The sequence below is a fragment of the Desulfobacter hydrogenophilus genome (genome assembly GCF_004319545.1).
In the GTDB taxonomy this organism is placed as follows: Bacteria; Desulfobacterota; Desulfobacteria; order Desulfobacterales; family Desulfobacteraceae; genus Desulfobacter; species Desulfobacter hydrogenophilus.
Map to the genome: position 1 here is coordinate 2,740,390 of NZ_CP036313.1, position 13,740 is coordinate 2,754,129.

Consider the following 13,740-nt stretch of genomic DNA (forward strand, 5'->3'; position numbering starts at 1 on the left):
AAAGATTATTCAAGAAAATAAATCGATGTTTTTATCTATATTATAAGTATGTTATAGTTTTTGAGCTAATGAGATCGTCTATGAGAGTTTAAAAATTTGAATTTTTCCCTGGTGGAAAGCGGTAAAAGGAAGTGCATCTGCCGTGAAAAAATTATATGAAACGTTGTTTTTATTAAAAAGATTAATAAAAACAATATATTGATATTTCTTGAGGAGAAGGCTGGGTCGCTTGGCACACCGCTTGCTGTATAGTATCTGTAATTAAGATAAAAAAATAAATTCATCTTTTTCCTTTTCCGAAGAAGGCTGCCGAAACCCGGCAGCCTTTTTTGGTTTTAGAAGGGTTTTGGGCGCTCAAGCCCTTACAGAGAATACGGTGATGGGGTTAATTACATATATAAAAGGGGTTTGCTGTTTTTTTCTCATAATCGATTACTTCGAATGAGCATTCCGACAAATTATACTCCTCGGAAGTACTATGGTTAAAACGGATTGTTTCACTTGTAAATTCAATTTGAAGCGGAACGGTTACCACTACGTTCTCAGAACAAAGACTTTCTTTTTTAGAAGGGGTATATTTTACCTCTCCACCTGCTTCGTTTCTTAATATTATGGCATTTTGGGTGGTGCTTAGCGCTGTCACTTCCCCTTGGTTGCTAAACTGCAAAGAGTTGATATCCCCCATAATACCTTCGGGATCATTATCATACGCAGATATCGGTCCAATTTTTGTTTCAACAGTATACGGCTCAGCCGGTTCAACCGATTTAACAGAGCCGTCTTCATAAAAGGAGATGCCAACGCGAATAGGCATTGTGCCCAATGGTGTTTTGGCCTCAACCGTCTCCTGGGGCCATAGGGTGATGCTTCTAATATTGCCGTTTTTATAAAAGACCAGATTAATTATCTTGGCCTTAATTGTTCCGCAGGGCAGTTTCAACTCAAGGTTCTTGGCCAGGGCATATTCGTCTTTTTCTCCCCAGTAACCGCTTAATTTGCCATTAAGGGGAAAAATCTTTTTTAAGACTTCATCATCATAAAATATAATAAGTTCCGTGGATATTTTCCCGTAGCTTGTTTCAATGTCAGCTGCCTCCTGGAGCGGCGCTTTTTTAATATTTCCATTATCATAGAAGGTAATCGGTCTTAATATCCGTCTTCCATGATCATCTACTGAATACTGGGGAATAATGGTTCCGACGGGTGTTTTTATTTCAATGCGTTCCGTAAAAATAAGGGAAGCGGGATTGCCGGATGCGTATTTTTCCAGATTCAGATAATCGGTTACTACACCGTATTTTGTCTTCAAGGCTTCCATTTTCAACCCCTTCTTTTATTGGTGAAAAAATTAACTTTTCTTTGTTTTGGATAGAACATTGCCGAAGGCTTTTTGCCATGGGCGATCAAAATCCACACCCCATCCCGGCCATGGGACTTTTTTCGTTGCATGCCTGGACATCCCGTTGGACCATGAAGTCCATACTGTGCCCCTCGAAAACGGCTTCGGCAGCCTCTGCGATTGTTCCGTCCAATTCTAAAATATCGATTTTCTTTTGGCCGAGGATTCGACGCGGGCTGTCACCGAGCCCGGTGACCATCAATGCCCTGCAATCACTGAGCATGTCGCTTAAGTCTTCCCAACGCTGTGCACCACCGCCAGGCTTGGGTGTCTTTCGGGCTTCGACAAGATAAATTTCACCATTATATTCTTGTCCATAGATTAATAATTCTTCTGCTTTTCCAAGGTGTTCATTGACCAGTCGGCCATCAAGGCTGGCAACCGCCACATAAGGTCGCTCATCGCCGTAAATTTCGGGCATCTGGGAGCATTCCTGCAGTTTTTCGGTGATTTCCCGGCTATTGTCTTCACCCAGAATGCCCACGGCATCGGCGCGGCAACGTGTGCAATGATACATCTGGGGAATATGTTTTGCCGCCTTTTTTCGAATATCTTTTATTAGTGATTTAGACGGTTCTTTCAAATGGCCAAAATTAGACCCCTTATTAGGGTAAAAAGGGATGCAGTTGAGGACGTCCACCTTCAGTTCAGCCATCTTTTCAGCGATCGCTTCAATATGGCCGTCATTGATTCCCGGTATAATGACGGTGTTGACTTTGGTAGTGATGTTTTTTTCTTTAAGGCGGGTGATCGCCTCGAGTTGTTTTTCCAGCAAAACCTCGAAGCCAGGTCTGGGGCCTAAAGTTCTCTTACCATGACGAACAAAGGAGTACAGTTGTGATCCAATATCAGACTCAACTGCATTTAAAGTGACAGTGACATGTTTGACATTCATCTCGGCCAGGTCATCAATATACGGGCCGATACCTAAACCGTTGGTGGCCAAGCAAAGAATCATCTCAGGGTATTGCTTTTTTACCAACTGAAGCGTTTCCATGGTTTCATCGGGATTGGCAAACGGGTCGCCTGGTCCTGCGATCCCAACAACGGAAATATTCTTTACTTTTTCAAGCACATAATCGAGATAGATCATCGCCTGGCTCGGTTTCAGGACCGCACTGGTCACCCCGGGCCGACTTTCATTGACACAGTCGTATTTTCGGTCACAGTAATTGCATTGGATATTACAGCGTGGTGCAACCGGAAGGTGAACTCGTCCGTAGATACCTTTCATCTTGGCATTAAAACATGGGTGGTTGGATAGATCCATTTCTTTCTCCTGGGTGTTAAAATGTAAAAATTACGGACAGGCAACGCATCATGCCAGAAAGTAATCATTGTATTGTACGGGACACCGAAATCAGAAAGGATCTCATGAAAACGTCTGTAATCCACCCGGACATTATCCTATGGGAAATACTGATTCACATTGCCTCGCCATTTTGCTTTCAGACTACGGTATTTACCGTCACTCTTACAGCGCCATGAAATCTGTCAACGTAGTTTCATGTTGATAAATGAGACCAATGCAATAGAAATGCCATGGAATAAGAAAAATGAAAAAGGTGATAAAAACCGCCGAAAATACAGTGGAAAAATATTTTATTCCGTGGTGGATTGGGAAAAAGAATGGTGTGCGTTTGATTGTTATAACAATATTGTAGCTAATGGCTAACAATTTCGTTGATAATAAAAATGCCGGCATTTAAGGCGGTATTTTGAATAGATTTCCCTTTTTAACAAAATTGCTTTAGGGACTCGGAAAAAATAAATGCCATAAATTTTACACCGAACTTTTTTTAAGTCCCTAAATTTTGCTAAGAAAAATTATAATGATCAGGCATCTATCATAACGCTGGTTGCTTTAATTACAACAGTCACTTCTTTTCCTGCTGCAATTCCTAATTTTTCCACTGAGTTGGTTGTAATGGCAGACGCAATCTCTACGCCTGGTGCGATTTCAATGGTGGCCTCAGCCATTACCTGGCCTTTTTTAACTTCCTTGACAGTTCCCTTAATAAGATTTCTTGCGCTTAACGCCATAACAAAGTTCTCCTGTTTATCTACTATTATTAAAACCTTACTTTTGCATGATTCAATACATCTGAATATTGCCGACAGTAAGTCCCTTTTATGCGGTGTGGGTATTATATGAGAGCAGGATAGGCTCGTCTCTTTTGTTACAAATTGGGATAATAAATTAAAACTTTTGAAAAATCAACTGGGAATGATTTTAAAGTTTTTGGGGATGCACCTATCGAACACAAGTTTAGGGTCTATTGTTGACTCTTTCAGAAAATGTATAATCTCGATGCTTAATTTTGTAGTTTTTAAACGTCACTTAAAAATTATAGACGACATTGATAACATGAGAAAAAAAGTCCTTGTCTCTAATATTTGTTATTGTAGCCAGCCCGCCATCCTCTGGGAAATCATCCGTGATGATGCGGGTTATCCGCCATCTGCAGCAAGACAGCCTTCAGGTTTCGGCATGCAAGATTGATTGTCTTGAAACTGCGGATGACGCGCGTTACCGTAGTCTGGGCATACCGGTTTGTGTTGGGCTGAGTGACTACATTTGTCCGGATCATTTTTATGTGGCCAATCTGGAAGAAGTGTGGGATTGGGCAGAAAATCAAAAAACAGATGTGCTGATTCTTGAAACGGCAGGGTTGTGCCACAGATGTGCCCCTGCGGTTCAAGGGTGTTTGACCGTATGCGTAGTTGATAATCTGGTGGGTCTTGAATTGACGGAGCCGTGATATTTGACTTTGATTTGACCTATAAGTCCGGTGCTATTCCCAAGATGAAAATCAAAAATCTTGATTTTTCTTTGACGGTCAATAATATTTTTGACAAGGAATATATCAGTATAATCAACACCACTGACTACAAAACACTTGGTTCCACCTATCAAACCGGCGCGCCTTTCACGGTTTATGCGTCTGTTTCTGTTACTTTCTAACCATGGGCTGACCTGGTCCAACACCCCTTACTCAACTTAATTGGGACGTTCATATAAAAGGATTTTGGGATGGACTGGGTTACTGCTGATTCCGCAGATATGGGCAGTGTTAACCGGATTACTGGCGGTTTGTGCAGGCGTTTTCACAATCCATGCCACAGCCGTCGGCCGTCTCAACCAAAAACTGTCCCATAATCAGGCTCGTGCCAATGCACTTTACGTGCTCTCAAATAATTTTCAGCCTTCTGTTGCTGACACAATATGTTGTAGTTGGAAAACTTTGCTAAAAGCCATCAATGATAGACTTATGTTGCAAGTGGTCTTAACTAATTGAATTTATAGAGTATTCAAGTGACGCTTGTGTGAGTTAGTATCGCTTTGTAATTCAATCCGTTACGACGCATTTGAAAAATCCCAAAAAAACTGGTTACATAATTTTTTCCATCTTTTTTACCCTCTGTGCTTAAAATTCCAGTTTATATGACAAGCATAACATAGGACTGATAGACAAAGTCAATGCCCCCATTCTTGAAATAAGATTTATCCTATAATCATTCCGTTCTTCACAGTTTCTTCATAATAGCGGTGCTATTTTGCCTATCTAAAAGACGTATCCATATGAAGAGGGTTTAATAATCAGTGAAGAATTATATTATCAGCCGATATTCAGCAGCAGGTCCCTGTATCGGGACAGCTTGCTGTTCCCCCATAAATCGAAGTGGTCGTTTTCCGAAATGCACCCAGATTCATTCATCCATGGGGCTGTGGATGACGGTTCTTCCACTGTTTATTATTGTTTCGGCCATCGTTTGTGAATACAGCGGGCTGGATATTTGGTGGGAATCATTTTTTTTTAATGAATCAACCCATTCCTGGCCCTTCCGGGATCACTGGCTGTTTGAACAGGTGCTTCACGAAGGTGGACGGCTCTTCAATATCTTTGCCGCAGGGTTGTGGCTTCTGGGCTTTATTACCACTCTTTTGCATAAGCCTTTTAGAAAATATCGGAAGCCCATGCTCTATTTCCTCGTTGCCGCTGCTGCAGGGCCGATCATTGTCGGTGCCCTCAAGCAAGCAACCCATATTTATACCCCATGGGATATCCTTCCATTTTACGGATCGCTTCCCTATATCCGTCTGTTTGATCTTGTGCCCAATGGCCTTCCCATAGGACAGGCCTTCCCGGCAGGGCATGCCTCTGGTGGATATACCTTTTTCAGCCTTTATTTTTTGATGCACCAGTTAGGGGCTTCCGATAAGAAATTGGGTCTTGCTGCCGGATTGTTCCTGGGCGGGGCATACGGATTGGGGCAGCAGGTTCGAGGCGCTCACTTTCCCAGCCACGATCTGTTTTCCATGGTCATCTGCTGGTATGCCGCATTTTATGTTTATTATTTGTTTTATCCCAAACAATGGAGAGGATTATTCAATGGCTCTCAACATTTTTAAGTCGCCTAATAAATTACCTAAGACACGGTTCCTTCTAATACTTCAACTCTCAATAGTCACTCTTATTGGTTTTGCCTTGATGAGGCTCGTATTGCTGATCAGGGCCTGGCCTTTCATTGATGACTTTTCATCTGCCTGGTTTTATATTTTTGGCCAAGGAGTGATATATGACATTGCTTTTACCAGTTATTTTTATATTCCTTTTGTCCTTTTTTTTCTTGTCCTGCCCAATAAATGGCTGAGCAGCAAAATATTCAGGTACCTGACCCAGGCCGGATTATTTCTGGTTCTTTATGGTGTTGGATTTTGCATGGTTGCCGAGTGGTACTTCTGGAGCGAATTTGGCGTGCGGTTCAATTTTATTTCAGTAGATTACCTGGTCTACAGAAGAGAGGTTGCCGACAATATTTTACAATCCTATCCGGTCTTTTATATCCTGCCGCTTCTTTTCGTTCTTACAGCCATTCTATTTTTTTTCATCCGTCCTGTAGTTTTAACGCCCCTTCTCTTAAAGGAGCCTTTTAAAAAACGGGCGGGGATTGCAGGATTGCTGTTGATGCTCCCGCTGTTATCCTTTTTCATGCTTAATCAGTCCCAGCGGCAGCTTTCCGACAACAACTACGTGAACGAACTGGCGTCCAACGGTCCTTATCAGCTCTTTGCCGCCTTCCGGAACAACCAGCTGGATTACCGGCAGTTCTATGCGACAGGGAACGACCATGACCTTTCGATCCGTTTAAAAAGCCTGGTTCAGGACAACAGCACACCCAATGACAAAGCCTATAATATTGACAGGTATATTGAGGCCCAGGGGCATCCCCAAAAGCTGAACGTCATACTGATTACCGTAGAGAGCCTGAGCGCTGAATATTTGACCCGGTTCGGTCAGAACAACAATATCACGCCGTTCATGGACAACTGGTTCAAGCAGGGACTGCTCTTTACCAATTTTTATGCCACAGGGACCAGGACCACCAGGGGGCTTGAGGCGATTACCCTGTCCATTCCCCCCACCCCGGGAAGGTCCATTGTCAAGCGTCCGGACAACAGACGAATGTACAGCCTGGGTAAAGTGTTCAAACACTTGGGTTACGATACGGCCTTCTTGTACGGCGGCCGGGGTTTTTTCGACAACATGAACACCTTTTTTTCAGGGAACGGGTATAGAATTGTAGACCAGCCCCGTTTGAACACCAGCGAGATCACATTTAAGAACGCTTGGGGCGTATGTGACGAAGACCTGTACAACCGGACGATCCGTGAAGCCAACAGATCATACAAAGCCCAAAAACCTTTTTTCTTTCACATCATGACAACCAGTAATCACCAGCCTTTTACCTTTCCTGAGGGCAAGATTGATTTGGCTCCTGGAGAAGGCAAGGGGGGGAGCGGCCGGTTCGGCGGGGTGAAATATACCGATTATGCCCTGTCACAGTTGATGAAACAGGCAAAGAATCAGCCTTGGTTTAAGGATACAGTGTTTGTCGTGGTGGCGGATCATTGCGCCGGCAGCGCCGGAAAAGTCGGTCTTCCGGTTAAAAAATACCATATCCCGATGTTTGTCTATTCGCCAAAATATATCCGGGCCAGACAGGTAGATACGCTATCCAGTCAGATCGATCTGGCCCCCACCCTGCTGGCGTTGTTGAACATCTCCTATGAGAGTTTCTTTTTCGGGAAGGATATACTCTCTTCCGACTTTAAAGACCGCGCCCTGATCGCCAACTACCAGAAACTGGGGTTGCTAAACAAAGAAGAACTGCTTTTTTTGTCTCCGGGAAAGCGAATCAATCGGATGGGCCTGGATCAAGAAAATCCCGTTCTTGAAAAAGTATCAAAAGAGTATCCCGGAATCAAAGATCTTATGGCATATTATCAGGGTGCGGATTATGTGTTTATCCACCGGTTGAATCGATGGGGACGGCCTTTGAAACGGGTAGCACAAATTAAAGTATCTTCTTTGGATCAAAACACTAAAGAAAAGACAGAGATAGAGAGGGCTAAAGGTGTTTTGGGCTATTATATTTTATTCTCTGGTAAAATTTAAGAGCGCCTGAATTTCAAAAAGCCCTTCCGAGAAATATCAGATTATTTACCAGGGGTAGACTATTTACTGGCCCACAACACAATGTCCCGGAGGACCAATATATGAAAAAAGAAACTGGAATAATTCGACTTATCAAGGCCACTGGATATTCTCTGGCAGGGCTTAAAGCAGCCTGGACATCAGAAGCGGCCTTCCGCCAGGAGATGATTGTTGCGATCGCGCTCATCCCTGCCGCAATCTTCCTTGGACAAAGCGGGACGGAGAAGGCGCTGCTGGCATCTTCGCCATTGATCATTTTAGTTGTAGAGCTTTTAAATTCCGGACTGGAGGCCGTAGTGGACCGGACTGGTACAGATGTTCACCCTTTGGCAAAACAGGCTAAAGATATGGGATCAGCAGCGGTTTTTGTCAGTATTATCATCACTGTTATGGTATGGACCCTGATTCTGATATAAAATTTGTTATTTGCCTGTTATCCGGTTATTTTGAAAACCATAGTACCGCTACGGAGAATTCTTGAGATGCATATATTAATAGTCGACGATGATACAGGGCTGTTAGATCAGCTGAAAACTGCCTTAACAAAAAAACAATATGAGGTGGATATTGCTGAAAACGGAGAGCAGGCCTTAGACAAGATATTTGATGTTCCCTATGACCTTGTTCTCCTTGATATCATGCTTCCCCGAATGGATGGTTTAAGTGTACTCAACGAGGTCCGTAAAGCAGGAATCGACATGCCCATTCTCATGCTGACCGCAAGGAGCGATGTCCAGGACAGGGTCAAGGGATTGGATCATGGCGCAGATGATTATCTGGCTAAGCCCTTTTCCATGGCAGAGCTCATGGCTCGGATCAGGGCGATGCTCAGGAGGAAAGGGAACCGGACCCCTATGCTTGAGGCTGGACCGGTCTGCCTGGATACTGCCAAACGACAAGTCTCTTTGAATGGGGAAGAGGTTCATCTGACAGCTAAAGAATTTTCAATTCTTGAATTTCTCTTGCACAATAAGGGCAGTGCCGTATCACGGTTCAATCTGGCAGAGCATATATGGGGCGAGGAGTTCGACCCTTTTTCAATGTCCAATTATGTGGATGTACATATTAAAAATTTGAGGAAAAAACTGACGCCCCATGGAAAGAACCCCATCATTAAAACGATTCGGGGCATCGGATTTATTATTGATGAACAGGTATGAAAATCCGTAAAAAAATAACCCTCTGGATTTCCGGTGCAGCTCTTTTATCTACCATTATATTCTCATCCATTATTTTCTGGGAGCTGACCGAAGAACCTTTTAAACTGATTGACAAAGAAATTGAACATATGGCAACAACCTTGGCCGACAGGCTAAGGGATGCCGGAAGTTTCGTGGAGGATTTGAACTTGAACGGCATGCCCTATGATCCGGACCACTACTGGATCATGGTTAAAGCTGATCAGGAACAGATGCTTTACCAATCTAAACTTACCGAATTTACAGATCTTTCTGCTCCAAATAAGGAATCCAAATACCTGATTGAAAAGCATATTCCAAAATCCAAGATCTGGCTGCAGCAGGACAGCAAAGATGATGTATTGTTCAGGGTGATGGTCGTCAGAGAGCAGATAAGGGGTCGTTCCATAGAGATTCGTATCGCAAAACCCATTGAAGATCTTGAAGAAGAATTGATTGAGCTTGCCATTGATATAGGTATCAGCCTTTGCCTTTGTGCGTTAGGCATCTTTATCTTGAGCTATGTCCTGGCAGGCCGGATATTAAGACCGATTTCAGCAATTATTCACCAATCAAGGGAAATCAGTGAAAAATCCCTGGATAAAAGAATACCTTTAGGTAAAACCCGGGATGAGCTTTATGAACTGTCTGTTGCTTTGAATAAAATGTTTGACAGAATTCAACACTCTTTTAATCGCCAGAAGGAGTTCATTGGAAATGCCTCCCATGAATTAAAGAGTCCTGTTACCCTTCTGATGCTGTCCCAGGAAGATATGTTGATGAATGAAGCGTTGTCACCATCAGCCGAAGAAAGTCTGATGAAACAGCTTGATACAAGCCGCCGCATGAGCCACCTGGTTAAAAATCTGCTGGATCTTTCCAGAATGGAACAACAGGATATTTTACATATGGTTCGGCTGGATCTGGCAGTGACGATTGAGAGAGTCCTTGATGATTATGCCGACGTGCTGACTGAAAAACAGATTCTCGTTCAAAATCAGGTAAATTTTCCTTGTCCAATTATGGGTGATCCGGAAAAACTATTCCGCCTTTTTGTTAATTTAATTGACAACGCCATCCGGTACAACCTGCCTGCAGAGGGCACAATAAGAATCAGGGTCGAGCGATTAAAGACCGAGGTTTGTATTGAAATCTTGAATTCGGGTTTTAAAATACCGGAACAAGACATTTCCCGCTTGTTTGAGCAGTTTTATCGTGTGGAGAAGTCCAGATCCCAATCTCTCGGGGGCTCTGGGTTGGGCTTGGCCATTGCTCAGAAAATCGTCAAGCTTCATAATGGCAGGATAAACATTACAAATGGGCCGAATCAAATGATACAAACAATCGTTTGTTTGCCGGAAAATAGCTGATTGGAATAGGTTTCAAAGCAGCCGTACCGTAACTTCTATTTCTCTCAGGCCTTTTATCCAGACCTGCACTAAATTTATATAAGCAGGCACGCATATATAGCCTTTGATCCTACCGCAGACAGTCTCCATGTTTAATTACTTGAAAATGTGTCCAGATGGGGTATAGTCCTGTCCTGCCTATGTATTTATATTAATTTTATGGGTATTTCCCCTTAAGAAAATAAAAAGGTGTGATTTTATGGATTTTAACCCCTGCATGAAACACCAGGTGGTCAGAAAAACGGTGCGGGAGTTTGCTGAAAACGAGATCGGACCCCATGCCGCAAGCCTGGACAGGGAAGGGCGCTTCCCAACTGAAATTATTGAAAAGATGGGACCTTTGAATTACTTTGGCCTCCAGGTGCCGCCGTCTTTAGGGGGTGCCGGTCTTGACACTATTTCCTATGCCATTGTGATTGAGGAATTGTCCAGGGTGTGCGCTGCTCTCGGGCTTTGTGTGTCTGTTCACAACAGCGTGGGGCTGTATCCCATTTTAAGGTTTGGTACGGATGAGCAAATAGCCCGCTTTGTCCCGGACATGGCCAAAGGATTGCATATCGGTGCATTCTGCCTGACCGAAGCCAATGCCGGTTCCGATGCCGGTGGCGTGGAAACCACGGCAACAAAGACCGAAGAGGGATACACCATCAACGGCACCAAGATTTTTGTGACCAATGGCGGGGTTTGTGATGTGGTTCTGGTATTTGCCGTGGATGCCGGACAACAGGGACCCTCCCGGCCAAATGTTTTTATCGTGGAAAAGACGTGTCCCGGATTCAGTGTGGGCGAAATAGAGGATTTATGCGGCATGCGGGCCAATCCGGTTTCGTCTCTGTTTTTTGAGGATTGCCGGATCCCTGAAACCAATCTGCTGGGCAAACCAGGCCATGGCCTGAAAATCGGTTTGACTGCCCTGGACACCGGCCGCATCGGTATTGCGGCCCAGGCGTTAGGCATTGCCCAGGCCGCATTTGAGGCGGCCTTGAGTTATGCCAAGGAGCGCCGGCAGTTCAACAGCCCTTTGACAAAATTTCAAACTATCCAGAACTATCTGGCAGATATGGCCACGTCCATTGAAGCTTCCCGTTTGCTTTTGTACCGGGCCGCTGCTGCCAAGGATACGGGCGGCGATTTCGGTGCCCAGGCGGCCATGGCCAAACTGTCCTGCAGTGCCACGGCACGCACTGTGACGGATCTGGCCGTCCAGATCCACGGCGGATACGGATACTCCAGAGAATATGATGTGGAACGTTACTTCAGGGAAGCCAAGGTGACCCAGATCTATGAAGGTACCAGTGAAGTGCAGAAGATGGTTATCGCAAGGCATCTGATTACCCGGCCCAGTTAAGGAACAAAAGTAGATATGAATACACACACACTTGATATCATTGTATGCATCAAACAGGTGCCTATGGTGTCTGAACTGCCCTGGAATTCCAAAACCGGCACCTTGAAACGCGAACTTGCCCAGGGCATGATGGACCCTGCCTCACGCCTTGCCCTGGAAGCCGGGCTTCGCCTGCAAAGGGCAGGGCAGTCGGATGATCGCCGGGTTCGGGTGACCGCACTGACCATGGGACCGCCCATGGCCGAGGAGGTGCTTCACCAGGCCGTGTCCCTGGGCGCAGACCACGGGGTCCTGCTCACGGACCGGAAAATGGCCGGAGCCGACACAAATATTACCTCTTTTATCCTTGGCCGGTATATAAGGATGTTTCAGCCTGATACCGGTCTTGTACTGTGCGGATCCCAGACCAGTGACAGCGAGACGGCCCAGGTCGGTCCCCAGTTGGCCTGTGAATTGGATTGGCCGGCAATCGGCTGGGCAACGGATATCCGGCTGACCCACAGAACACTTGTGGTCACCCGGCTGGTGGATGATTTTATGGAAACCCTGGAGATGGATCTGCCGGGCCTTGTGACCATAGACCAGGGCGCATTAGTTCCCCGTTATGCCGGACTTGCCGGCGTGGCCCAGGCGTTTGCTTCTCCCCAAATTGAGGTTGTGGATGCTGATCGCCTGGAACTGGATAGGGATTTTAATGCCCTTAAGGATTCGCCCACCCGTATTCTGGATGTATTTTCGCCTGCTGCCCAAAAGGAGAGCCGGGTGCTCAAGGGCGCGGCTAAAACTGTGGTGGACAAGCTGTTTACAGATTATGGGAAAATTATCAGTTCTGCCATGGGCAAGGATTTAAAAAAGGAATGAGGGCACAAATGTCAAAAAAATCAACCGGCAAAGATATCTGGGTGCTTGGGGACTACCGCAACTATTTTAAAAACCGGGTCACGCTTCAAATTCTGGCAAGGGCCAGGACGCTTGCCGAAAAGACCGGCGGCCGGGTGTGCGGCGTGGTTTTTGGGCATGATGTGGGTGGATATACCAGCGAATATATTTCCCATGGTGCTGACCTGGTTTATGTGATTGATCATCCAAGGCTTAAATCCTATGGCATTGAGACCTTTACCAACCTTTTGATAGGGCTGGCCCGGGACATGAAGCCGGATATCATCCTGATCGGGGCCACCCGGTTCGGCCAGGAGGTGGCGCCCCGGGTGGCAAAACGGCTGGACACAGGGCTTACCGCCGACTGTATTGATCTTGAGGTAGACGATAAACAACGGCTTGTCCAGATTGCCCCATCTTTTGGGGGCAACCTCATTGCACGGATACTCACGCCCAAAGCCCGGCCCCAGATGGCAACGGTACGGCCCGGTACCTTCCATGAACTGCCCCATGATGATACGGCTCAGGGTGAGGTGATCACCCTTGATTTGCCCGAAGATCTGCCCATCGAGCGGATCCGCTGTACCCATTCGGAATACCAGCCTGTCAAAACCATGGGCATTGAAAAGGCGGATATTGTGATCACCGGGGGCAGGGGCATGGGGTCCAAGGGTAAATTTAAAAAACTGTTTGACCTGGCAGGGCTGCTCAATGCCGAGGTTGGGGCCACCCGTCCTGTTGTCCATGCCGGATGGGTAGGCCACGAGGCCCTGGTGGGTCAGGCCGGTAAGCATATTCGTCCCAAGGTGTTATTCTCCTTTGGTATCTCCGGGGCCATCCAGCACACGGCCGCGCTCATGGATGCTGATTTCATTGTGGCTGTGAACAAAAATCCAGATGCCATGATGATGAAGCTTGCGGATGTGGCCATTGTCGCCGATGCCAACCAGGTCTGCTCCGGGATTATCCGGGCTCTGAAAGAGAAGATAAGGGACTGAGGTCTTTTTTAGAAAATAAGAGAATGAAA

Annotated in this window: 13 protein-coding genes; 10 read left to right on the plus strand and 3 right to left on the minus strand. The window is 45.5% G+C overall.

What is annotated here, in order from left to right; translation table 11 throughout:
• Nucleotides 1-385: 385 nt before the first annotated feature.
• From EYB58_RS12165 to EYB58_RS12175, 3 genes are all read right to left on the minus strand, one after another.
• Entirely contained in the window at nt 386-1,318 is a 933-nt protein-coding gene (locus tag EYB58_RS12165) for a hypothetical protein (RefSeq protein ID WP_111958200.1), read from the minus strand.
• Between the two features lie 85 nt (nt 1,319-1,403).
• Nucleotides 1,404-2,669 carry a radical SAM protein gene (locus EYB58_RS12170; protein ID WP_111958198.1) on the minus strand — a complete coding sequence of 422 codons (1,266 nt, stop codon included), beginning with the start codon at nt 2,667-2,669 and terminating at the stop codon, nt 1,404-1,406.
• A gap of 566 nt (nt 2,670-3,235) precedes the next feature.
• Nucleotides 3,236-3,442, minus strand: coding sequence for a TOBE domain-containing protein (locus EYB58_RS12175; RefSeq protein WP_111958196.1), 207 nt, complete (start codon nt 3,440-3,442; stop codon nt 3,236-3,238).
• A gap of 398 nt (nt 3,443-3,840) precedes the next feature.
• On the opposite strand from EYB58_RS12175, the gene EYB58_RS12180 reads away from it, so the two are divergent.
• The 10 genes from EYB58_RS12180 to EYB58_RS12225 all read left to right on the plus strand — a co-directional run bounded on the left by EYB58_RS12180 (nt 3,841) and on the right by EYB58_RS12225 (nt 13,711).
• The gene (locus tag EYB58_RS12180) at nt 3,841-4,161 is read left to right on the plus strand and encodes a hypothetical protein (protein ID WP_207309041.1); all 321 of its coding nucleotides are present in this window, start codon (nt 3,841-3,843) and stop codon (nt 4,159-4,161) included.
• A gap of 44 nt (nt 4,162-4,205) precedes the next feature.
• Nucleotides 4,206-4,364, plus strand: a complete 159-nt coding sequence (locus EYB58_RS12185) for a TonB-dependent receptor (protein ID WP_242637338.1) — start codon at nt 4,206-4,208, stop codon at nt 4,362-4,364.
• A gap of 639 nt (nt 4,365-5,003) precedes the next feature.
• Nucleotides 5,004-5,813: a phosphatase PAP2 family protein gene (locus tag EYB58_RS12190; protein WP_242637339.1), complete on the plus strand. Its 810-nt coding sequence runs from the start codon at nt 5,004-5,006 to the stop codon at nt 5,811-5,813.
• 91 nt (nt 5,814-5,904) lie between these two features.
• The gene (locus EYB58_RS12195; protein ID WP_242637340.1) at nt 5,905-7,860 is read left to right on the plus strand and encodes an LTA synthase family protein; all 1,956 of its coding nucleotides are present in this window, start codon (nt 5,905-5,907) and stop codon (nt 7,858-7,860) included.
• 101 nt (nt 7,861-7,961) lie between these two features.
• Nucleotides 7,962-8,315, plus strand: a complete 354-nt coding sequence (locus EYB58_RS12200; RefSeq protein WP_111958190.1) for a diacylglycerol kinase — start codon at nt 7,962-7,964, stop codon at nt 8,313-8,315.
• Nucleotides 8,316-8,381: 66 nt separating this feature from the next.
• Entirely contained in the window at nt 8,382-9,059 is a 678-nt protein-coding gene (locus EYB58_RS12205; protein ID WP_111958188.1) for a response regulator transcription factor, read from the plus strand.
• Nucleotides 9,056-10,447, plus strand: a complete 1,392-nt coding sequence (locus EYB58_RS12210; protein ID WP_111958186.1) for a sensor histidine kinase — start codon at nt 9,056-9,058, stop codon at nt 10,445-10,447. Before EYB58_RS12205 ends, EYB58_RS12210 begins: the two co-directional genes overlap by 4 nt.
• A gap of 238 nt (nt 10,448-10,685) precedes the next feature.
• Nucleotides 10,686-11,834, plus strand: coding sequence for an acyl-CoA dehydrogenase family protein (locus EYB58_RS12215; RefSeq protein WP_111958184.1), 1,149 nt, complete (start codon nt 10,686-10,688; stop codon nt 11,832-11,834).
• A gap of 15 nt (nt 11,835-11,849) precedes the next feature.
• On the plus strand, nt 11,850-12,695 hold the full coding sequence (locus EYB58_RS12220; RefSeq protein ID WP_111958182.1) for an electron transfer flavoprotein subunit beta/FixA family protein: 846 nt from the start codon (nt 11,850-11,852) through the stop codon (nt 12,693-12,695).
• Nucleotides 12,696-12,703: 8 nt separating this feature from the next.
• Entirely contained in the window at nt 12,704-13,711 is a 1,008-nt protein-coding gene (locus EYB58_RS12225; RefSeq protein ID WP_242637341.1) for an electron transfer flavoprotein subunit alpha/FixB family protein, read from the plus strand.
• Nucleotides 13,712-13,740 lie beyond the last annotated feature (29 nt).